This is a genomic window from Ruegeria sp. AK11 (genome assembly GCF_056541095.1).
In genome coordinates, this window is sequence record NZ_JBQFXU010000001.1 from 1325642 (window position 1) to 1347172 (window position 21531).

Consider the following 21531-nt stretch of genomic DNA (forward strand, 5'->3'; position numbering starts at 1 on the left):
CGATTCAATTTCGATTACTTTTTGTGCAAACCGCCCAAAATTTAGCATAGGGCCTGATTTCAACGGATACCGACCCGACCGATACCGCAATCACGTTGCCGCCCGAACTTAGACGTGATCACTGCGCCTGAGACAACCATTCAAGGTGAGCCGGAATGAAAAAGATCGAAGCGATCATCAAGCCGTTCAAACTGGACGAAGTGAAAGAGGCGTTGCAGGACGTAGGTGTTCAGGGTCTCAGCGTCGTCGAAGTCAAAGGTTTCGGCCGTCAGAAAGGCCATACTGAGCTGTATCGTGGCGCGGAATATGTTGTCGACTTTTTGCCCAAGGTGAAGGTCGAGGTCGTATTGGACGATGACCAGGTTGATGCCGCCATCGAAGCCATCGTGTCGGCTGCCAAGACCGACAAAATCGGCGACGGAAAGATCTTTGTCTCTCCGGTTGAACAAGCCATTCGCATCCGTACCGGCGAGACCGGCTCGGACGCGCTCTAACATACCAATCTTCAAGTCAGAGGAATCAAGAGAATGAGCAAGGACGCAGTTCTTCAGCTGATCAAGGAAGAGGGCGCCGAATATGTCGACGTCCGTTTCACCGACCCCCGCGGCAAGCTGCAGCACGTGACCCTGATGGCCGATCAGGTCGACGAAGACTTCCTGGACGAAGGCTTCATGTTTGATGGTTCGTCCATCGCAGGATGGAAGTCGATCGAAGCTTCGGACATGAAGCTGATGATCGATACCGATAGTGCATATGTTGATCCGTTCTACGCAGAGAAAACCATTTGCGTGCACTGCTCGGTTGTCGAACCCGATACAGGCGAAGCCTATGAGCGTGATCCGCGCGGCACAGCGCAGAAAGCCGAAGCATACCTGAAGGCCTCAGGAATCGGTGACGTCGCATATATGGGTCCCGAAGCCGAGTTTTTCCTGTTTGACGATGTCCGTTATTCGAACACAATCAACAAGGTATCCTACGAAGTTGATGCAACTGACGCATCATGGAACACCGACACCGAATACGAAATGGGCAATACGGGCCACCGTCCGGGCGTCAAGGGTGGATACTTCCCGGTGAACCCGATCGACGAAGCGCAGGACCTGCGGTCGGAAATGCTGTCGACCATGAAGCGTCTGGGCATGAAGGTCGACAAACACCACCACGAAGTAGCGTCTTGCCAGCACGAGCTGGGCCTGATCTTCGACAGCCTGACCAAGCAGGCGGACGAGCTGCAAAAGTACAAATATGTCATCCACAACGTGGCTCATGCCTACGGCAAGTCGGCGACCTTCATGCCGAAGCCTATCGCAGGTGACAACGGCACCGGCATGCACGTGAACATGTCGATCTGGAAGGACGGCAAGCCGCTGTTCGCAGGCGACAAATACGCAGATCTTTCGGACGAAGCGCTGTACTTCATCGGCGGCATCCTGAAGCACGCCAAGACACTGAACGCCTTCACCAACCCGGCAACCAACAGCTACAAGCGTCTGATCCCCGGTTTCGAAGCACCAGTTCTGCGCGCCTACTCGGCCCGCAACCGTTCGGGTTGTGTTCGTATTCCGTGGACCGAAAGCCCTAAAGCAAAACGTGTCGAGGCTCGTTTCCCCGATCCGGCTGCAAACCCCTACCTGGCGTTTGCCGCTCTGTTGATGGCCGGCCTTGACGGCATCAAAAACAAGATCGATCCGGGCGAAGCCATGGACAAGAACCTGTACGATCTGCCTGCCGAGGAACTGGCCGGTATCCCGACTGTCTGCGGCAGCTTGCGTGAAGCTCTGGAAGCGCTGGCATCGGATCACGACTTCCTGCTGCAAGGTGACGTGTTCACCAAGGACCAGATCGACGGCTACATCGCCCTGAAGATGGAAGAGGTCGAAACCTACGAGCACACACCACACCCGGTTGAATACGGCATGTATTACAGCTGCTAAGCAACCACGGCATGGATTTGCAGGGGCGCTCAAACGGGCGCCCCTGTTTCATTTGCGCCGGTCTGTCGCTGTTCAGCCTTTTCGGGCGCCATGGCGCAGAATTCACACGTTTTACCTTCGCCTTGCTATGTGCCCGATGCTGAGGATCTGAAATCCTTCAAAGGCACTCCGCAGACCAATCAACAGGCATTTGCAGGAGCGGTTGGAGCCACTCCAACGAACTGCTTTGCCCAATTCAAAGCTCAAGGTAGGCTGGCCACAGATTTCAACACCATCGGATAATAATTATGTTTCGTCTTTACGTGTTAATCGCCCTGCTTGTGTCTTCGCCCCTTCTGGCCGCGCCTTGTGGGAATACCAGCGCGGGGTTCGAGGCTTGGAAGGCCGATTTCGCCCAGCAGGCCCGCAAGGCTGGTGTGAAAAAGAAGGGCCTTCAGGCGCTTGCCCAGGCGCAATACGCCACGGGCACAATCGCGGCGGATCGCAATCAGAAAAGCTTCAAATACACGCTGGACAAATTCATGCGTGTCAGAGGCGCTGATGCAATCGTCGCGCAGGGGCGCAAGCGCAAGGCAACCAATCCGGGTTTCTACGCTGCGCTTGAACGGCAATACGGTGTTCCGGCGGGCGTTCTGATCGCCATTCACGGCATGGAAACCGGCTTTGGCAATTTTATGGGAGACAGTCAGGTTGTTTCCGCAATCACGACACTGGCCTATGATTGTCGCCGGTCCGAGTTCTTTGTTCCGCACGCAATCGGGGCACTGAAACTGGTCGATGCAGGAAGCATTACCGTGGCGACAAAAGGGGCAAAACATGGCGAGTTGGGTCACACTCAGTTCCTGCCGGGCAACGCCCTGACCTATGGCGTCGATGCCACTGGCGACCGTCGGGTGGACTTCTATGACATGACCGACGCGCTTGCCTCGACCGCCAATTTTCTTCGCAAGAAAGGGTGGAAGCCAGGGCGTGGCTATCAGCCAGGGGAGCGGAATTTTCAAGTGCTGAAACAGTGGAACGCGGCCTCTGTTTATCAGCAATCCATAGCAATCATGGCCGCCCGAATCGACCAATAGCCCGGTCGCACCAAAAACACACTCCGCACCCGCTTTCGCCACATTTCCGCCACAGTGACAAACAAAAGCCTTTAGTTTCTTGGTTTCCAATGCGTAACCAATGCCGGGGTAAAATCACCTTTTTTGCATTTTCCGCCAAATTCTCCTCACGAATGGTTGTTACAGTGTTTGCTGAACAGTACGCAAAAAAGGACAGTGCAGTGGCTCGGAAGCACAGCTACCATGGCGGCCTGCAATTCAATGGCGACGCAAATGGCGCGATCGAGCGTTTTGGCACAATCGTTGCCACGACGCTGGAAGATTACGGCCATCTGGTCGAACGCAAGGCGTTGCTGAGCAATTCCGAAGCAAGCATTGTTTCAAGTCAGTACCTTGTGCGACTGACCCTGGACACAGGCACCCCCGAGCAGGAAGACCGGTACGAGCGTATGGATCGCGCCGCGGGGCTAAAAACGATAACAAAACCCCGCGCCGCAAATCCGCAAAACAGGTTGGTTCTTTCGATCACGCCGGTTTCCCCCCTGCTGGATGACTCCGAGATTTCGGAACTGATGATGGTCGTCATTCTGTATCGCATGGTCGATATTTGTTCGACCCGGCGCGTTGAATGGCTGTCGCCACACACGGTTCTGACGGTCGAGCAGTTCATGAGCGCCTTTGACACTCTGGCCCCCAGCCGAACACGCGACAGAAAACAAATTTTTCAGTCGCTGACCGGGCAATTCTCGGGGGTGAATGTGCCCGAGAACGATGACACCATAAGTGTTCTTCATGCTTCGACGTCCCGCCCGATCCAACTGACAGATGAACAATTGCTCAGCATCGCGTTTCGCAGTGAAGATACAAACAGGCCAGGTCAGGAAACGTTCGATGACGAAGATGGTGTCGCGAAGCCAAGTGACGTTTTGCGTCTCAGCAGTTGGTGCATGACGGGTGTACTGGCTGGCGTTTCGACCCCGATTGCCCTGTCAATGGCTGCCGTCAATCTGATCCGGGGTGAGGATTTTCGCCTCAACACACAGGTGCTTGTCTTTACCTTCGCGATAGTTGCTCTGAACGCAACGAACGCGTTTGCCGATGTTGCGGCCGCCTTGGGCCAATAAGAGAATTACAGAAGACCCTCCTTGGATGCCCCGCCTTTAGGCGGGGTTTTCCATTTTGGGAACCGCGTTCGCGGCCAGAATATAAGTGTGGATTGAAAAGACGACCGCATCCGTTTTCGGCAAGCGCAGCAGGGTTTGCCGCTCACTTCGCAAGTAGGACGTTTTACGTCGACCTGTGTCGCCCCTCCTGTCGCTGGCGCTTCGGGGCTGAAACAGTTCGGGGTCTTCATACCAAAGCGCGTTAAAACGCCAGAGCGGACGGCCGGGCTGTATCCCGTCGAACAGGCGCTGCACCCGCTTGGCGATATTTTCGTCGTAACTTGCGACAGGCACATGGATGTCGATCAGTGGTCGCATGAATTTTTCGGACAAAAGCCAGCTGGCCGGGAAACACAGGATTGCGCCGGTCAATACATGTTCAGTTCCGCGCTTTTGCAGGATGCAAAAATCCTCCTGAACCAGCCTGCACAATGTATCAAGCGGCTGCGCCCGGTCGACTGCGACACTTACTCCGTCGGGTCTCACGACTTCTTCATCCGCATTGGGATAGACCTGCGACAGCACAAGGTCGAGCAGTTCCCGAGCGGCCGGTTCAGCCTGCGGATCAAGCGCCAGAACGTCTTCGCGGCGTTCCGTCAGCAGCTTCTGCCGGCGTTGCATCTGACCGACAAAAGCCTCGTCCCGATGCAACCAGTTTTCCATCGTTGCAGGCTGGATACCCGGTAAAGCACGTAGGTCGCCGACATCATACGGTATTTTATCTTGCAGAATTTTATTCATACCAGCGACTTAGCATGGGTCGAAATATTTGTCGGTCGAAAACGACAGGATCGCCGTCGCATTTCTCCAAGACGATCCACATGGGCACCTTAGGTTTGACTGAACAAGCAACGAGGTCCGTCATGAACAAGCATTACCGAGACACGCGCAAGATTGACCCCAGCCGAGGCGCTACGCTGGGTGATGGCACGCCAAACGAAAATGACCGGATCGAGATCGGACCGACACAGCTGGCTTTTGACGAATGGGCTGCTGCGGGGCTGGAACTGCCCAATCTTGCCCGGATGCGGGAACACCGCTGGAAACGACTGACGCAGGCCATCGTTGATCGCGGATATGGTGGCTTGCTGGTTTTTGACCCGCTGAACATCCGCTATGCGACCGACAGCACGAACATGCAGTTGTGGAACACGCATAACCCGTTTCGCGCGGTGCTGTTATGTGCCGATGGCTATATGGTGATTTGGGACTACAAGAACTCGCCTTTCCTCAGCACGTTCAACCCGCTGGTGCGCGAACAGCGTTCAGGCGCGGACCTGTTTTACTTCGACCGTGGCGACAAGGTGGATATTGCGGCAGATGTTTTCTCGAACGAGGTGCGCGTACTGATCGATGCGCATGGCGGCGGCAACAAACGTTTGGCTGTCGACAAGATCATGCTGCACGGTCTGCGCGCGCTTGAGGCGCAGGGCTTTGAGGTCATGGAAGGCGAAGAGTTGACCGAAAAGACCCGTGCCGTGAAGGGACCGGATGAGATTCTGGCCATGCGCTGTGCCAATCACGCCTGTGAAACCGCTGTAGCGGAAATGGAGAGCTTTGCGCGCGCCAATGTCGGCAATGGCAGGACAACCGAGGATGATATCTGGGCTGTTCTGCACGCGGAAAACATCCGGCGCGGTGGCGAGTGGATCGAGACCCGCCTGTTGGCGTCAGGCCAACGCACGAACCCCTGGTTCCAGGAATGCGGCCCGCGCATCACGCAGCAAAACGAAATCATCGCCTTCGACACCGACCTGATCGGGTCTTACGGGATTTGCATCGATATCTCGCGTACATGGTGGATTGGTGACCAAAAGCCCCGCCCTGACATGATCTATGCCATGCAGCACGCGCATGAACACATCATGACCAACATGCAAATGCTGAAGCCCGGTGTGATGATCCCGGAACTTACCGCCATGTCGCACAGGCTTGACGACAAGTTTCAGGCGCAGAAATACGGCTGCCTGATGCACGGAGTGGGATTGTGTGATGAATGGCCGCTGGTTGCGTATCCGGACAAAGCCGTCGAAGGCGCATATGACTATCCGCTGGAGCCCGGCATGGTGCTGTGCGTCGAAGCCTGCGTTGGCGAAGTCGGTGGCGATTTCAGCATCAAGCTTGAGGATCAGGTTCTCATTACCGAAACCGGGTATGAGAACCTGTCCAGATATCCCTTTGACCCCCAATTGATGGGAATCGAATAAGGCCGGGCCCTCAATTCGACCAATGGGACCGGCGGACATTTCCATGCCAATCTTCCGTGGCAAGGCTGACCTGAACCTGTGAACCACCTTGGGGCGCGGGCCAGGATTGGCCAATCGCGAACCCGGCAACGCCGGCCAAAACTATAGCCAGGATCATACGTGAACGCAGGTCGGGTATCCGGGGTGCAATATCTGCATGTGACATCTGTGTCTCCTGTTTCAGCTTTCAGGAACCACAAATGGGATGTGGAGAGACATAAGTGAAACGAATGTTTGTTTGAACCATCATCAAATTTTTTGATATTAAAAGAAGGTAAGAGCTCTGCCGCCATGCGGCCCGAAGGCGGCAGGGATCTTGCGCAGTCTGTGAAACACCCATTCGTTCTCACCTTCCCGTTACGCGTGTGACTTAAGGGTTGTGACCCAAGGGGCAAATACACAGTATTGGGCGTGTTCCCCCGTACCATTCAAGGAGCCGACATGCCCACGGAACGCATCACTTTTGCCGGACATGACGGCAGCCAATTGGCGGCGCGACTGGATTTGCCGGACGGACCGGTGCTGGCTACGGCCCTGTTCGCCCACTGCTTTACCTGCTCCAAGGATATCCCGGCCGCCCGGCGCATTTCTGCCCGACTGGCTGCCATGGGCATTGCGGTGCTGCGGTTCGATTTCACCGGACTGGGCCATTCCGAAGGCGAGTTTGCCAATACGACCTTCACTTCGAATGTCGAGGATCTGATTTCAGCCGCGCAATATCTGGCTGGTCGAAAAATGGCACCTGCCCTGCTGATCGGCCACTCGCTTGGGGGCGCGGCGGTGTTGCGGGCGCGGGCTGGTATTCCGACTGTAAAAGCCGTCGTGACATTGGGTGCACCGGCTGACCCCGCCCATGTGTCGCATCACTTTGAGGCGGCGCTGCCTCAGATCGAAGAGGATGGCAGTGCCGAGGTCTCTCTGGGTGGTCGCCCCTTCCGCATAGGTAAAGCTTTTGTGGACGACATTGCCAAATCGGCCCTGTCATCTGCAATCGCCGACCTCAAAGCCGCCCTGTTGATCCTTCATGCCCCACGCGACGAAACGGTCAGCATCGACAATGCGAGCGCGATCTTTCTGGCCGCGAAACACCCCAAAAGCTTTGTAACTCTCGACGACGCCGATCATCTGATCACGCGCGCCTCTGACGCCGAATATGCAGCGGATGTTATTGCCGCTTGGGTTTCACGCTATGTGAAACTGTGCCCACCCGCTCCGCCACCGGGAGCGCCAGAGGGCGTTGTGCGCATAACCGAAGCAGATCCGGGCGGGTTCATGCAGGATATTCAGGCGGGTCCAAACCACCATCTGGTCGCGGATGAGCCCGCATCTTACGGCGGTACGGACAAGGGCATGTCGCCTTATGGCTTTGTCTCGGCCGGTTTGGGGGCCTGCACATCGATGACAATACGCATGTACGCCCGGCGCAAAGGCTGGCCCCTGACAAATGTCAGCGTCGATGTGTGTCATGACAAGGTTCACGCACAGGATGCCGGATTGGTGAATGATGGCAAGGTGGACCAGTTTCGCCGGAAAATCCGCCTGAGCGGCCCGCTGGATCAGGAGCAAAGGCAACGTTTGCTTGAGATTGCGGACAAGTGCCCGGTTCACCGGACGCTCGAAGGCTCGGCCCACATAACGACCGAGCTTCTTTCATAAGAAAGGCCGCCTGACAGGCGGCCTTTTGTTCCTTAGCGCCGCGGGCCCGGTCGATGAATGGGCGGGCGGGCAACCGGCGGGCGCGCGACAGGTGGGCGCGCGACAGGTGGGCGCGGGCGCGCGGGAGGTTTGGCAACAGGCGGTTTCGGACGCTCGGGGCGCACTGGTCGATCAGGTCGGTTGGGACGATCAACGTCAATATCCACATTAACGTCATGGTAGTAGTCGTTCCACAGCATCGAGTCGTAAAACGGGTCATACCCGTACCCGACCCCAACCGTCACACCGTCACAGGCCGACAGCGTCAAAGTCGCGATCCCAAACCCTAGCGTAAGGGACATCCGTTTGATCAGTCTAACGCTCATCGCTCCCTCCCTCACTGAAGTGCCCGGAACGACGCGAAAACGGCGTTCAGATCATCTGCATAAATCGGGTCTGCCCCGTCCCGCAGAATAGCAACTGCGATGGCAACCCGGCCTTGCGGAAGGTCAATGACGGTGGCGGTAAAGCTTACTCCCTTGCCGTCCCGGTGCCCGGTGCCCCGAAACACGCGGGCTGGCAATCCGCCGATACGGGTATCGCTGGTGCTGGTCGTCGTAGGGTCTTTGACCAGAAACTTGTCGATATCCTGCAAGTACCGGACGCCGCCCTGAATTGTTCCAACCCCCGCAGGTGATACGAAACCCATCCACACCGCGTCGTCTGTCACCGGCCGGAACCCCATGACCCGCGCGACCGCACGGGCGTCGCCCAGTTCGGTATCCTCAATCTCGCGCGGGCCGCCGGTACGAAGGACCCAGAAGTCTGGAACGTCAAACCGAAAGAGCGCTTGGCCTTCATCGGTGTATGTCACGGGTGTGTCAGCCAGTGCTGGTGCAGCTGCGCCGACCCAAAACACACCACAGAGGGCAAGTACAGAACATGATAAAAAACGCATATCTCAATAACCTGGTTATTTCCTTCCGATCAGATTGAACTGTTGCAGCGCTGTTTGTCCAGCATCGCTTGGCAGCAAGGGCAGGACAGGCATCCACCCCAACTGGCGGCATGATCCGGTGAGACCTAGTTGCAGGCGCAAAACCTGCCTTGTTGCGGAACCCTGCCCGTCAATACCGTACCAAATCCTTTGCAGGACAGTTTTCCGAACCCGTCTACTGCTGAAAAGCCCGAACAAACGGCAAGAATCAGGGCAAACCGTCTCATATACGCTCTCGCATCTTGTTCCCTACCCCGCACGCGGTTAAACCCCGCGCCAACGCCTCATCCAATCTGCAAAAAAGGTGCCGTCGCCTATGATTCCCCGTTATTCCCGCCCCGACATGGTTGCCATCTGGTCGCCCGAGACCAAGTTCCGCATCTGGTACGAGATCGAGGCGCACGCGTGCGATGCCATGGCGGATCTGGGCGTGATCCCGCGTGAAAATGCCGAAGCTGTCTGGAAAGCCAAGGATGTGGAATTCGATGTCGCCCGCATCGACGAGATCGAAGCCGTCACCAAGCATGACGTCATCGCCTTCCTGACCCATCTTGCAGAGCATGTCGGCAGTGAAGAGGCGCGTTTTGTGCATCAGGGCATGACCAGCTCGGACGTGCTGGACACTTGTTTCAACGTACAGCTGACCCGCGCCGCCGACATCCTGATTGCCGACCTTGAAGGGCTTCTGGCTGCGCTCAAGCGCCGCGCGATGGAACATAAGAACACGGTTCGTATTGGACGCAGCCACGGCATCCACGCCGAACCGACAACCATGGGTCTGACCTTTGCCCGCTTCTACGCCGAGATGGACCGCAACCTGTCCCGGATGCGCGATGCACGTGCGGAAATCGCCACCGGAGCGATCAGCGGCGCGGTTGGTACCTTTGCCAATATCGACCCGCAAGTCGAGGAACATGTCTGTGACAAGCTGGGTCTGGTGCCTGAGCCGATCAGCACGCAGGTCATTCCGCGTGACCGCCACGCGGCCTTTTTTGCAACGCTGGGCGTCATCGCAAGCAGCATCGAAAACATTGCCATCGAAATCCGCCACATGCAGCGGACCGAGGTACTGGAGGGGGCTGAGTTCTTCTCGATGGGCCAGAAAGGCTCCTCGGCGATGCCGCACAAGAAAAACCCGGTGCTGACTGAGAACCTGACCGGTCTGGCGCGCATGGTCCGCGCAGCCGTAATACCGGCAATGGAGAATGTCGCGCTCTGGCACGAACGCGACATCTCGCATTCATCTGTCGAGCGCATGATCGGTCCGGATGCCACAATCACGCTGGATTTTGCCTTGGCCCGCCTGACAGGTGTGGTCGACAAAATGCTGATCTTCCCGGAAAACATGCTGGAAAACATGAACAAGTTCCCCGGGCTGGTCATGAGCCAGCGGGTTCTGCTGGCCCTGACCCAGGCAGGTGTCAGCCGTGAGGACGCCTATGCCATGGTACAGCGCAACGCGTTGAAGGTTTGGGAACACCGCACCGACTTCAAGGAGGAACTGTTGGCGGATGCTGATGTAACTGCCGCACTCAGCCCTGCGCAGATCGAAGAGAAATTCGACCTCGGGTATCACACCAAGCATGTCGATACGATCTTTGCGCGCGTGTTTGGCGACTAACGGTTATCTTTTCAGTCTGTTAGCCGGGGGTGTTCTGCCACGTGCATTGTACCCCCTTGTTTTTTGCCAGACCAACGGAAATGCGGTATCCTGCATGTGCTTTTTCCATACGAGGGAAACATCATGATCCGAACACTCCTAAGCGCATTGGCACTGGTTCTTGTGGCCTCGGCCGGGCTTGCCTGCGAACAACATTCCAAACAGACCCAATCCTGCGCACCCGGGACAACGTGGGATACTGAAACAAAAAGCTGCGCGAAATCTGTCAACAGCTGACAATTTTTGTCCAGTTCGTGAATAAAAGCGACCGTTCCCCTGTTAGCTTTTTTGTAGATCACACTATGATTTCAATAAGAGCCCCGAGAACGGAGTAAAGAAATGCGCCTTTTGTTAGCTTCTGCCCTTGCTTTGCAAGCCTTTGCCTTCGCGCCAGCTGTCCATGCCGCAGGTGGTGACAGCAGCAGCCCGCCGAAACCGACGAATACAACCAAGAAATGCCTGTTCGGCCGTGTATATGACGAAACCCGTGGAAAATGCGTCAAACCCGACAAGTCAAGCCTGACAGATGATCAGCTGTATGATGCGGTCCGCGAACTGGCGTATGACGGGCAATACGGGCACGCTCAAGACATTCTGCGCATCATGGATCAGGACGACGATCGTGTCCTGACCTATTGGGGTTTCACCTATCGCAAGATGGGCGAGCTGGAACTGGCAAATGTCTTTTATCAAAACGCGATCAATGCCAACCCAGACAATCTTTTGGCGCGCAGCTACATGGCGCAGGGGTTTGTGTCCGAAGGCCGAACCGATCTGGCGATCGAGCAATGGCGCGAAATAAAGTCCCGTGGCGGAGAAGGCACCTGGGCCGAGGCATCGTTGCGCGAAGCGATCCGAACGGGCCTGACATACAGCTATTAAGGTTCAGGGTTATTTAACCCGACTCTCTCTAATCTGCCTGTGGTTTGAAAACTTTAGCTCCACAGGCAGATGCAGAACACCAACGCATTAATTCAAACGGTTCAAGGGGCTTCGGCCCCATTTTCCGCAGGAGGTGGCGACAGCCCGCGCCTTGTTCCCCGATCTTTGACCAGCCGTCAAAAGGCGGCTGTTGTCGTGCGCCTGTTGTTGAACGACGGCGCCGATCTTCCGCTGGAGGAGCTTCCCGATGACCTGCAAGAGAAACTGACACATCAATTGGGGGAAATGGGCCTTGTAGACCGGGCGACTCTGGGTGCTGTGGCGCAGGAATTCAGCGAAGCCCTGGACAATGTCGGTCTGGCCTTTCCACATGGTCTTGCCGGGGCCTTGGATGCCGTCAGTGGAAAAATCACACCCGCGACAGCCGCGCGTTTGCGCAAAGTTGCCGGAGTTCGTCAGATCGGTGATCCCTGGCAAAGGTTGCGCGACATTCCAGCCCAGGACCTTGCGGCCATGGCACAGGCGGAAAGCACTGAAGTGGCCGCTGTGATGCTTTCAAAAATGGATACGGCACAGGCGGCGCAGATGCTGGGCCACATGCCGGGTCCGGTGGCACGGCGGATCACCTACGCAATCTCGAAAACAGCAAATGTCACGCCCGAAGCGGTTGAGCGGATCGGCTGGTCACTGGCTGCTCAGCTGGATCAGCGGCCTGTTCAGGCCTTCAATGACGGTCCAGGCGCGCGGGTGGGTGCAATTCTGAACCAGTCTGCGTCCGCCACACGTGACGACCTGCTGAACGCGCTGGATGAGGACGACGCCGATTTTGCCGATCTGGTGCGCCGCTCGATCTTTACCTTCGCCCATATCTCCAGCCGGATTTCGCCCCGTGATGTTCCAGCCATATTGAGGGAAGTCGATCAGCCTGTTCTGGTCGCGGCCCTTGCTGGTGCCGCCGCGGATGATGACAAGGCATCTGTCGAGTTTCTGCTGTCGAATATCTCCTCCCGCATGGCAGAAAACCTGCGCGAGGAAATCGCGGAACGCGGGCGGGTCAAGCAATCTGAGGCCGAAGATGCCATGACCCAGATCGTTGGGGCGGTTCGTACCTTGTCTGACGCCGGAACAATTACGCTGATTGAAAAGGAAGACGACGAAAACACGGGTTGAGGCAGGAACAGGCGCACCCGCCAGATCGTTAGGGCAGCCATTTCGCCAGGGTGCTTGAGGTTACGGGTACCGGGTTGTATGTCTGAGGCAACATTTCGCAACACGCGGTGAGACACCTCCATGCCCGTCGAAAAGTCGGAGCTCAGCCGGTTTGAGCTTGGAAAATACTATGTCGCCAATCTGTTCCTGCAGGGAATCATCGGCGCTATGCGCCAGCTTCCTTATGAAAAGCGCATAGCAACCATGGGTGCAATCATGAAAACCCTTGCACCCGTCGTTGGATTTCGCACCCGTGTCCGCCGGAATCTAAAGCTCACCTGCCCTGAATTGTCTGACGCCGAGATCACAAAGATCTATCGTGACGTGTCGGATAATGCCGGTCGGGCAATTATGGAGCATTTTTCACCCGAAGGTTTCATCGAACGTCAGGTGAACGCCAAGATATCCGGGCCGGGTATTGCTGCGTTTGATGCAGCGATTGCCGAAGGGCGCCCGGTGATGATGATCACTGCGCATTTCGGTCACTATCTGGCCGCTCGTGTTGCCCTGCAGAAACACAGCGGCAAGCCGATTGGATGCCTCTACCGGCGGATGGCCAATCCCTATTTCAACGACGCTTATGTCGAGGCTTTTTACAAAACCGGCGCACCGATGTTTGAACAGGGGCGGCGCGGTATGGTCGAAATGGTCCGGTCACTCAAGAACGGTGGAATCATTGCCATCGTGTCCGACCTGCATGCGCTGGGGGGCGAAGAGCTGACATTCTTTGGCAAGCCTGCCGTGACATCCGTGCTGAACGCAGAGCTGGCCATCAAGTACAAGGCCGTACTGATACCGTGCTATGCCGTGCGCCAGCCTAATGGCATCGACTTTGAAATCATCCTGCATGATCCCGTTCCGCACACGGACCCAAAGACGATGACTCAGTTCACCAATGACGATCTGGAACAGATCGTGCGGCAGCATATGGGACAGTGGTTCTGGATCCATCGACGTTGGAAAAGCTGGAACGGGCTTGGCGTTCAACCGGACGACATGCCCTGATCACTTGGCCCAAGACGCGGCAACTATTGGCCCGTGACCGGCCCTTTGCACAAGCACGACGGCTGGCAAGCCTGGTTCAAGCTGCGCCGAGTATGTCTGCGGCGTTTGCCCATCCCACCGGCCCGCAATCTGCCAGGTCTCGACAACATTGGCATAATCCAATTCCCGCCCTGCTAGTTCACCACGGCGGATCGAGGCATGGCGCAGAGGCGAATACTGAACGATACGCACGTCATAGGTCTCACCTTCGGGCAATTCTACAGGCGTCACACTCACGGTCACTTCGTCAGCGTCTCGGATTGCTGTCACCGCTGCCTCGGGGGCGGCCTTTAGATGCGCATCAATCAGACGGTCGAGCTCCTGAGCCTGAGCGCCGACAATATCGTGCTGACCATTTATGATCATCTGGGGCGTATAGATCATGGATTTTCCGTTTTCGCGGGCATAGGCCCGTTGCCGGAGCGTGTGATCAGGATCGGCATATTCGTCCTTCCAGCCGATGTAATCCCAATAGTCGACATGCAGCGCCAGCCCGATGACATCGTCGCGTTTCGCCAGCTCATGCATGATCCGGTCCGCCGGCGGGCAAGACGAACACCCCTGTGAGGTGAACAGCTCAACCACCACAGGATCCTCACCGGCCATGGACTGGGTGGCGAGCAGGCAGGATATCAGGGCGGTCAAAGCAGCGGGTCTGAACATAAAAACTCTCGGATAAAGCGGGTGTTCTCTGGGATAGCCGTTTTGCCCTTCAACCGCCAATCAACGTTTCTTGAGGGCGGTACTTGCAATTCTCCGCCTAAATGTGTGCAATGGTATACAAAATTGCAAATCCAGTGTCATTGAACCTTGAACCAGCGGCTTGGGTGATGCAGATAACATTCAGCGATGCCCGAAATCCAAGTCATTTGAGAAGGGAGGCCACCCGATGCCCATTAAAGTCGGACAGGATACCGCTAAGACACGCCGCAGCCTGAACGTGAATGGCAAATCCATTTCCTACTATTCGATCCCCGCCGCGCAGCAGGCCGGTTTGGGTGATTTTTCCAACCTTCCTGCCGCGTTGAAAGTCGTGCTGGAAAACATGCTCCGATTTGAAGACAGCGGCTTTTCGGTCTCGGTCGATGACATCAAGGCATTTGCCGAATGGGGTGCCAATGGCGGCAAGAACCCGCGCGAGATTGCATACCGCCCTGCCCGCGTGCTGATGCAGGACTTCACCGGTGTTCCAGCGGTGGTCGATCTGGCCGCCATGCGCGACGGGATCAAGGGCCTGGGCGGCGACGCACAGAAGATCAACCCGTTGAACCCGGTCGATCTGGTTATCGACCACTCGGTCATGATCGACGAGTTCGGGAACCCGCGTGCGTTCCAGATGAACGTCGACCGCGAATACGAGCGCAACATGGAACGTTATCAGTTCCTGAAATGGGGTCAGAACGCGTTCAACAATTTCCGCGTTGTGCCTCCCGGCACCGGTATCTGTCATCAGGTGAACCTGGAATATCTGGCACAGACTGTCTGGACTGACACCGATCAGAACGGCGAAGAAGTTGCCTATCCCGACACACTGGTTGGCACTGACAGCCACACCACCATGGTCAACGGCATGGCCGTTCTGGGGTGGGGCGTTGGCGGGATTGAGGCCGAAGCCGCAATGCTGGGTCAGCCGATCTCGATGCTGATCCCTGAGGTGATCGGTTTTGAGTTAACCGGCTCGATGGTCGAAGGCACCACCGGTACAGACCTTGTTCTGAAAGTTGTCGAAATGCTGCGTGCCAAGGGCGTGGTGGGCAAATTCGTCGAATTCTATGGCGAAGGGCTGGACCGCCTGCCGCTGGCTGACCGTGCAACCATCGCCAATATGGCGCCGGAATACGGAGCGACATGCGGCTTCTTCCCGATCGACGGAGAAACCCTGCGCTACATGCGCAACACCGGCCGCGACGAAGACCGCATCGCGCTGGTCGAAGCCTATGCCAAGGAAAACGGGTTTTGGAGAGGCCCGGACTATGCGCCGATCTACACTGACACTCTGTCACTGGACATGGGCACAATCGTTCCTGCAATTTCAGGCCCGAAACGCCCGCAGGACTACGTCGCGCTGACCGGCGCCAAGGCCGCTTTCACCAAGGAAATGGAAGAGACCTTCAAGCGCCCCATGGGCAAGGAAGTCGCCGTCAAGGGCGAAGACTACACCATGGAGTCGGGCAAGGTTGTAATTGCTTCGATCACCTCCTGTACCAACACGTCGAACCCTTACGTGATGATCGGTGCAGGCCTTGTGGCTCGCAAAGCCGCAGCTCTGGGTCTGAACCGCAAACCTTGGGTTAAAACCTCGCTGGCACCCGGTTCGCAGGTTGTATCTGCTTATCTTGAGGCCGCTGGACTGCAAGAAGATCTGGACAAGGTCGGTTTCAACCTTGTTGGGTACGGCTGCACCACCTGCATCGGCAACTCGGGCCCGATCCAGAAAGAAATCTCGGAAGCCATTGCCGAGGGCGATCTGGTCGCCACGTCGGTTCTGTCCGGCAACCGGAACTTCGAAGGCCGTATCTCACCGGATGTCCGCGCAAACTACTTGGCTTCGCCGCCGTTGGTTGTTGTCTATGCGCTGGCAGGTACGCTCGACATCGATCTGACGTCCGAGCCCATCGGTCAGGACAAGGATGGCAACGACGTCTTCATGAAGGACATCTGGCCAACCCAAAGCGAAATCGCGGAACTGGTCGAAGCAACCGTAACCCGCGAAGCGTTCCAGTCGAAATATGCGGATGTCTTCAAGGGGGATGAGAAATGGCAAAGCGTCGAGGTTCCGCAACAGGAAACCTATGACTGGCCGCCAACGTCGACCTACATCCAGAACCCGCCCTATTTCCAGGGTATGGGGGCGGAACCGGGCACGATCTCGAACATCGAAGGCGCCAAGGTTCTGGCCATTCTGGGCGACATGGTGACCACCGACCACATTTCACCTGCGGGATCATTCGCTACCACGACGCCGGCGGGCAAATACCTGACCGACCGTCAGGTTCAGCCGCGCGAGTTCAACTCGTATGGCTCGCGGCGGGGCAATCACGAAGTCATGATGCGCGGCACCTTCGCCAATATCCGCATCAAGAACGAGATGTTGGACGGAGTTGAAGGCGGATATACCAAAGGTCCGGATGGTGAACAGACGTCGATCTACGATGCCTCGATGGCCTATCAGGCCAATGGCACTCCGCTAGTCGTGTTTGGTGGCGAACAATACGGCGCAGGCTCAAGCCGCGACTGGGCGGCCAAGGGCACCGCACTGCTGGGCGTCAAAGCCGTGATTGCAGAAAGCTTTGAGCGAATCCACCGGTCCAATTTGGTCGGCATGGGCGTGATCCCGTTCGAATTCACCGGTGGAGATACCCGCAAAACCCTGGGTCTGAAGGGGGACGAAACCGTCTCGATCCATGGGCTGGATACGGTCGAGCCGCTGCAGGTCGTGCCCTGCACCATCACCTATGCAGACGGGGCTGAGACAACCATCCAGTTGAAATGCCGGATCGATACCGCGCCTGAGATCGAATACATCGAAAACGGCGGTGTGCTGCATTACGTGCTGAGAAATCTGGCCAAGGCTGGCTAAGGAACGCAGCGGATAGAAAATTTTGAGGACGCCTTCGGGCGTCCTTTCTTTTACAAGGCTCTGCCTCGCGCTCGGAAGTCATATTTAGCAGGTGAGGTTGGATATACGCGGTACTCTGAAAACAGGAGGTGGTTATGGAAAAGGTGGCGTTGGTAACAGGTGGAGCACGGGGCATTGGACATGCCATCGTAGAGGAGTTGAGCCGCGACCATAGGGTGGCATTCACTTGGTTATCCACCAAGCCTTCGGCGGCACTATTGCAGAGAGGAACTTTGGCGATCCGTTCGGATCTGACGGCTCCTGATCAACCAGCGGCGGTGATTGCGCAGGTGATGGAGCGGTTTGGAAAACTTGATGTGATCGTGAACAACGCCGGTTTGGTTCGGTCGACGCCAAAAGAGGAGTTCCAAGTCGAGGAACATCGCTCCATTCTTGACATGAACCTGCTGGTCCCTGCCGCTTTGCTGGCTGCAGCTTTGCCGCATTTGGAACGGGGTGCCGCCATTGTCAGTATCTCGTCGATGAATGCGGTGTTGCCGCCCCGTGATGCGGTCACCTATGGTGCCAGCAAGGCCGCTCTGAACCTGTGGACCCGTGCCATGGCCAAAGAGTTGGGGCCAGATGGGATACGCGTCAACGCCGTGGCCCCCGGTGCGATCAACATTCCTGAAGCGCCTCGTTCGGAAGAACTGACAGAACTGTTTGTGAAGGATACCGCGTTGGGTCGGGTCGGACGGCCCGAGGATATAGCCAAAGTGATCAGGTTTCTGGCGTCGGACGCGGCCTCATTCATCACTGGTGAAGTTTTGTCGGTAACGGGAGGCTATCGTTTATGAACCGCCCGCCGCCTTTTCAAGCGCAGGCCGGATCGTGCTTTCGATGACACGTTGCGTAATCGGGCCCGCAAAGCGTAATATGATCGTTCCATCACCGTCGATCACATAGGTTTCGGGAACGCCGTACAGACCCCAGTCAATCGCCATACGGCCCTGTTCGTCGCGGCCGATGGCAGTGTACGGATCGCCAAGATCATCCAGGAAAGCCTCGGCATTGCTCAGCTTGTCTTTGTAGTTGATGCCGTAAACCGGGATACCTTCAGCTGCCAATGCCTCGAGGTTGGGATGCTCGGCACGGCATGGCGCGCACCAACTGGCCCAGTAGTTGACCAGCTTGACCTCTCCGTCGCGCAGCGTTTCGTCGTCGAAAAGGGTCTTTCCCGAAAACTCGGTTAGAACCACGGGCGGCGCTGGTTGCCCTTCGCGGGCCGAGGGTAAGGCGTTGGGATCTTCGCGAAACATGCCGATGCCTGCGAGAACCGCGAATGCGCCAAAAATCAGAGGCGGCGCAATCATCAGGGGCGAGACTTTAGCCATTGCGCGACATCCTCTGTTCGACCTTCTCCATTTCCGCGCGCACTTTGCGCCCACGCATCACGCTGAACGCAACCAGCGCCACGATAAGAGCGATGGAAACAGCATAAGACGACAAAACAGCGTCTGCATATTTTCCAAGATCGGGGATCATCCGCCTACCCTTTCCCGTGCCTGTAGCGCCTTGATACGACGGGCGCGAATTTCCGTTCCGGTGCGGTACAACACCAAGGCGATGAACAGCAGAACAAATCCGATGATGCAGGCCAGCAGGGGGTAGAAAAAGACGTTGCTGACTTTCTCTTCCGTATCCGCCCCGGTAACGGCCCCGGCCCGCATGACCGATGCGCCCTGATGCAGGCCCTGATTCCAGAAATTCACCGCGTATCGGCTGAGGATTGCAAAGACCGACCCAACCAGGCACAGAACCGAGGTCAGATCGGCTGCGGTATCAGGGTCCTCAATAGCTTCCCACAAGGCGACATAGCCAAGGTAGAACAGAAACAGGATCAGAAACGAAGTCAGGCGCGGGTCCCAGGCCCACCATGTACCCCACATGGGCTGTCCCCAGATGGCCCCCGTCAGCAGCGCAATCAGGGTCATTACGATCCCGATCGGTGCAGCAGCGCGTGCCGCAAGCGCGCTGACATGATGGCGGCGCACCAGCCAGACCAATGAGGTGGCCAGCATCATCAGCCAGCAATTGATCGCCATCAACGCCGCCGGAACGTGCAGATAGATGATCTTGACCGTCGACCCCTGCTTGTAGTCATCCGGTGTATAGAAAAAGCCCCAGATCAGACCGACAACGATGCAGATGGTCGAGACGATCCAGAAAAACGGCAGGACCCGTTCGCTGGTTTCAAGAAACTTGCGCGGGTTGGCATATTCCCAGAGGGCGTTAGCTTTGGCTGCGATTGACATGGGCCCTATCTAGTCCGATTTGGGGTGGTTCTCAATTGACATCCATCAAACTTGTCGCGGTTCACCGCAGATTGATACGTAGCACGGCAGCGCTGGCAAAGGGCAACAATGCGATGGTCGCCGCTGTGATCCCGGCCAGCATCAGCAGTGGCGTCTGCACCTCCATCCCTGTTGCACCACGCCGGGCAACCTCGGCCCCGAATATCAGGGTGGGGACGTAAAGTGGCAACACCAGAAGCGACAGCAATAGCCCGCCACGTTTCAGACCAACGGTCAGCGCAGCACCAAATGTCCCGATGACGCTCATGGCTGGGGTACCGATCAGGAGCGAGATCACCAGCCAGAAAAACCCCGGCATCGGCAGGTTCAGCAAAACACCCAGAAACGGCGCGGCCAGAACCAGCGGTAAGCCGGTGGTCAGCCAATGGGCCAGCGCCTTGACCGTGACAACCGCTTCAAGCGGCAGCGGTGCTGTAGCCAGCAGGTCGAGCGAGCCGTCTTCCCAGTCCAGTGCCAGCAGGCGGTCAAGCGACAGAAGGCAGGCCAGCAAGGCCCCCAGCCAGAGCACTCCGGGCGCAATCGTAGACAGCAGCGAGGATTGCGGCCCCACTGCAAACGGCACCATCACGGTCACGATCAGAAAAAAGGCCAAACCCAGCCCGAACCCGCCGCCCGCGCGGAAGGCCAGTTTCAGGTCGCGCAGCAACAGGGCGATCACAGGAAACCTCCGTCGAAATCGTCGATGGGTTTGGGTTTGGCCTTGTTCGGACCGACGTCCAGAACCTCGCCATCCAGGCCAAGGTCGATATGGGTCGCGATTAGGGCTGAACCGCCCTGACCCAGATGTGTCCGCACAGCGTCGGCAAACATTTGCACCGCGTTTCTGTCCAGCGAGACGGTCGGCTCGTCCAGCATCCAGATCGGCCGCCCTGTGACCAGCATCCGTGCTAACCCCAACCGCCGTTTCTGGCCCGCCGACAGATTGCCGGCGTGACGGTCGGCGAGTTCGTTCAATTCAAAAGCGTCCAGCGCTGGCTGGATGTCATATGTGCCAAAGACCGCTGCCCAGAATGTCAGGTTTTCAGTCACTGACAATGTCGGTTTGAGCCCGTCCGAATGGGACGCGTAGGCGATCCGGTCCTCGGCCCCTTCGATCTTGCCTTCCAGCGGAGGCTGCAAGCCAGCCAACGTGCGCAGAAGCGTCGTTTTGCCGATCCCGTTTGGGCCCCGCAGGATCAGAGCCTTGCCCGGCGACAGCTGAAAGCTGAGGCCCTCAAGGACGGGAACACCGCCACGTGTGATCGACAGATCTGTTACAGTCAAAGTCATGAGACCCGCTTAGCGGATTGTCCGCAGGGGCAAAAGGCGAGATTTGCCGCAGGATGCCAGCGCACCACAGCTGGCACATGTCGGAGTGAGGGGCCAGCCCCTCACACTCCCCGGGATATTTTTGGCCAGATGAAGAGAATCCCGTCAGACAGGGATCAGGGCAAGTGCGATGCGGCGACCTTCGGCGAGCAGCACATTGTAGGTGCGGCAGGCGGCGGGGGAGTTCATGATTTCAACACCAAGTCCGACATTTTCCAACTCAACCCGTAGCGATTGGGGGATGTGGGCCATGTCTGCGCCCGTGCCGATAAGCAGGACGTCGATCCTGCCCGCCAGGTCCAGAAGGGGGTGTCGGTCGTCATAGCCGCCCCACTCTGCCGGGCCTGCCGGGCCTGTCAGGACAGCGCCGTGGAAGACATCGCCGCCAATTCGAAAAAAACCGGGGCCATAACCGTCTATGGGTTTGGCATCTGTAAAAGTAATCTGATTCAGACGCATGATGT

At 57.1% G+C, this 21531-nt stretch carries 23 protein-coding genes; 12 read left to right on the plus strand and 11 right to left on the minus strand.

The window, feature by feature from the left end; translation table 11 throughout:
• Window positions 1-155: 155 nt before the first annotated feature.
• The 4 genes from ACR0D9_RS06680 (at window position 156) to ACR0D9_RS06695 (ending at window position 4113) form a co-directional block, all read left to right on the plus strand.
• Entirely contained in the window at window positions 156-494 is a 339-nt protein-coding gene (locus tag ACR0D9_RS06680) for a P-II family nitrogen regulator (RefSeq protein ID WP_209503542.1), read from the plus strand.
• Window positions 495-527: 33 nt separating this feature from the next.
• Window positions 528-1934 (plus strand): type I glutamate--ammonia ligase, encoded by a 1407-nt coding sequence (gene glnA, locus ACR0D9_RS06685; protein WP_480538134.1) that lies wholly within the window; start codon window positions 528-530, stop codon window positions 1932-1934.
• A 287-nt stretch (window positions 1935-2221) separates the two neighbouring features.
• On the plus strand, window positions 2222-3010 hold the full coding sequence (locus ACR0D9_RS06690; protein WP_480485269.1) for a lytic murein transglycosylase: 789 nt from the start codon (window positions 2222-2224) through the stop codon (window positions 3008-3010).
• Window positions 3011-3210: 200 nt separating this feature from the next.
• Window positions 3211-4113, plus strand: a complete 903-nt coding sequence (locus tag ACR0D9_RS06695) for a hypothetical protein (protein ID WP_480504707.1) — start codon at window positions 3211-3213, stop codon at window positions 4111-4113.
• A 36-nt stretch (window positions 4114-4149) separates the two neighbouring features.
• Here the strand turns inward: ACR0D9_RS06695 and ACR0D9_RS06700 are convergent, their stop codons facing one another.
• Window positions 4150-4893, minus strand: a complete 744-nt coding sequence (locus ACR0D9_RS06700; protein WP_480538136.1) for a heme-dependent oxidative N-demethylase family protein — start codon at window positions 4891-4893, stop codon at window positions 4150-4152.
• 122 nt (window positions 4894-5015) lie between these two features.
• Here ACR0D9_RS06700 and dddP point away from each other — a divergent pair, with 122 nt between their 5' ends.
• Window positions 5016-6359, plus strand: a complete 1344-nt coding sequence (dddP, locus tag ACR0D9_RS06705; RefSeq protein WP_480538138.1) for a dimethylsulfonioproprionate lyase DddP — start codon at window positions 5016-5018, stop codon at window positions 6357-6359.
• 10 nt (window positions 6360-6369) lie between these two features.
• On the opposite strand, the gene ACR0D9_RS06710 is transcribed toward dddP, so the two are convergent.
• The gene (locus ACR0D9_RS06710) at window positions 6370-6564 is read right to left on the minus strand and encodes a hypothetical protein (RefSeq protein WP_480485263.1); all 195 of its coding nucleotides are present in this window, start codon (window positions 6562-6564) and stop codon (window positions 6370-6372) included.
• A 275-nt stretch (window positions 6565-6839) separates the two neighbouring features.
• On the opposite strand from ACR0D9_RS06710, the gene ACR0D9_RS06715 reads away from it, so the two are divergent.
• Window positions 6840-8054, plus strand: coding sequence for a bifunctional alpha/beta hydrolase/OsmC family protein (locus ACR0D9_RS06715; RefSeq protein ID WP_480485262.1), 1215 nt, complete (start codon window positions 6840-6842; stop codon window positions 8052-8054).
• Window positions 8055-8086: 32 nt separating this feature from the next.
• Here the strand turns inward: ACR0D9_RS06715 and ACR0D9_RS06720 are convergent, their stop codons facing one another.
• Together ACR0D9_RS06720 and ACR0D9_RS06725 are read right to left on the minus strand one after the other, a co-directional pair.
• On the minus strand, window positions 8087-8419 hold the full coding sequence (locus tag ACR0D9_RS06720) for a hypothetical protein (protein ID WP_480538140.1): 333 nt from the start codon (window positions 8417-8419) through the stop codon (window positions 8087-8089).
• An 11-nt stretch (window positions 8420-8430) separates the two neighbouring features.
• Entirely contained in the window at window positions 8431-8991 is a 561-nt protein-coding gene (locus ACR0D9_RS06725) for a hypothetical protein (protein ID WP_480485258.1), read from the minus strand.
• 355 nt (window positions 8992-9346) lie between these two features.
• Here ACR0D9_RS06725 and purB point away from each other — a divergent pair, with 355 nt between their 5' ends.
• The 4 genes from purB to ACR0D9_RS06745 all read left to right on the plus strand — a co-directional run bounded on the left by purB (window position 9347) and on the right by ACR0D9_RS06745 (window position 13786).
• Window positions 9347-10651, plus strand: coding sequence for an adenylosuccinate lyase (purB, locus tag ACR0D9_RS06730; protein WP_480485256.1), 1305 nt, complete (start codon window positions 9347-9349; stop codon window positions 10649-10651).
• 378 nt (window positions 10652-11029) lie between these two features.
• Window positions 11030-11572 carry a tetratricopeptide repeat protein gene (locus ACR0D9_RS06735; protein WP_480480357.1) on the plus strand — a complete coding sequence of 181 codons (543 nt, stop codon included), beginning with the start codon at window positions 11030-11032 and terminating at the stop codon, window positions 11570-11572.
• Between the two features lie 69 nt (window positions 11573-11641).
• Complete coding sequence (locus tag ACR0D9_RS06740) at window positions 11642-12742, plus strand: flagellar motor switch protein FliG (protein WP_480485254.1); 1101 nt, start codon at window positions 11642-11644, stop codon at window positions 12740-12742.
• 120 nt (window positions 12743-12862) lie between these two features.
• Window positions 12863-13786, plus strand: coding sequence for a lysophospholipid acyltransferase family protein (locus ACR0D9_RS06745; protein ID WP_480485253.1), 924 nt, complete (start codon window positions 12863-12865; stop codon window positions 13784-13786).
• On the opposite strand, the gene ACR0D9_RS06750 is transcribed toward ACR0D9_RS06745, so the two are convergent.
• Window positions 13787-14488: a DUF1223 domain-containing protein gene (locus tag ACR0D9_RS06750; protein ID WP_480538141.1), complete on the minus strand. Its 702-nt coding sequence runs from the start codon at window positions 14486-14488 to the stop codon at window positions 13787-13789.
• A gap of 226 nt (window positions 14489-14714) precedes the next feature.
• Between ACR0D9_RS06750 and acnA the strand changes: the two genes are divergently transcribed.
• Together acnA and ACR0D9_RS06760 are read left to right on the plus strand one after the other, a co-directional pair.
• A complete protein-coding gene (gene acnA / locus ACR0D9_RS06755) occupies window positions 14715-17405 on the plus strand; it encodes an aconitate hydratase AcnA (protein WP_480538143.1) in 2691 nt (896 codons plus the stop codon).
• A gap of 134 nt (window positions 17406-17539) precedes the next feature.
• A complete protein-coding gene (locus tag ACR0D9_RS06760) occupies window positions 17540-18241 on the plus strand; it encodes an SDR family NAD(P)-dependent oxidoreductase (RefSeq protein WP_480504690.1) in 702 nt (233 codons plus the stop codon).
• Here the strand turns inward: ACR0D9_RS06760 and ACR0D9_RS06765 are convergent.
• The 6 genes from ACR0D9_RS06765 to ACR0D9_RS06790 form a co-directional block, all read right to left on the minus strand.
• Window positions 18236-18778 carry a DsbE family thiol:disulfide interchange protein gene (locus ACR0D9_RS06765; RefSeq protein WP_480504689.1) on the minus strand — a complete coding sequence of 181 codons (543 nt, stop codon included), beginning with the start codon at window positions 18776-18778 and terminating at the stop codon, window positions 18236-18238. The two genes, ACR0D9_RS06760 and ACR0D9_RS06765, sit on opposite strands and share 6 nt — an antisense overlap.
• Window positions 18771-18929: a heme exporter protein CcmD gene (ccmD, locus tag ACR0D9_RS06770; RefSeq protein WP_209503508.1), complete on the minus strand. Its 159-nt coding sequence runs from the start codon at window positions 18927-18929 to the stop codon at window positions 18771-18773. The genes ACR0D9_RS06765 and ccmD overlap by 8 nt, the downstream gene beginning before the upstream one ends.
• Entirely contained in the window at window positions 18926-19699 is a 774-nt protein-coding gene (locus ACR0D9_RS06775) for a heme ABC transporter permease (protein ID WP_209596843.1), read from the minus strand. Before ACR0D9_RS06775 ends, ccmD begins: the two co-directional genes overlap by 4 nt.
• A 61-nt stretch (window positions 19700-19760) precedes the next feature.
• A complete protein-coding gene (gene ccmB, locus ACR0D9_RS06780; RefSeq protein WP_209503504.1) occupies window positions 19761-20417 on the minus strand; it encodes a heme exporter protein CcmB in 657 nt (218 codons plus the stop codon).
• On the minus strand, window positions 20414-21028 hold the full coding sequence (ccmA, locus tag ACR0D9_RS06785) for a heme ABC exporter ATP-binding protein CcmA (RefSeq protein WP_480538145.1): 615 nt from the start codon (window positions 21026-21028) through the stop codon (window positions 20414-20416). Before ccmA ends, ccmB begins: the two co-directional genes overlap by 4 nt.
• A gap of 144 nt (window positions 21029-21172) precedes the next feature.
• Complete coding sequence (locus ACR0D9_RS06790; RefSeq protein WP_480480338.1) at window positions 21173-21526, minus strand: Mth938-like domain-containing protein; 354 nt, start codon at window positions 21524-21526, stop codon at window positions 21173-21175.
• Between the last annotated feature and the right edge of the window lie 5 nt (window positions 21527-21531).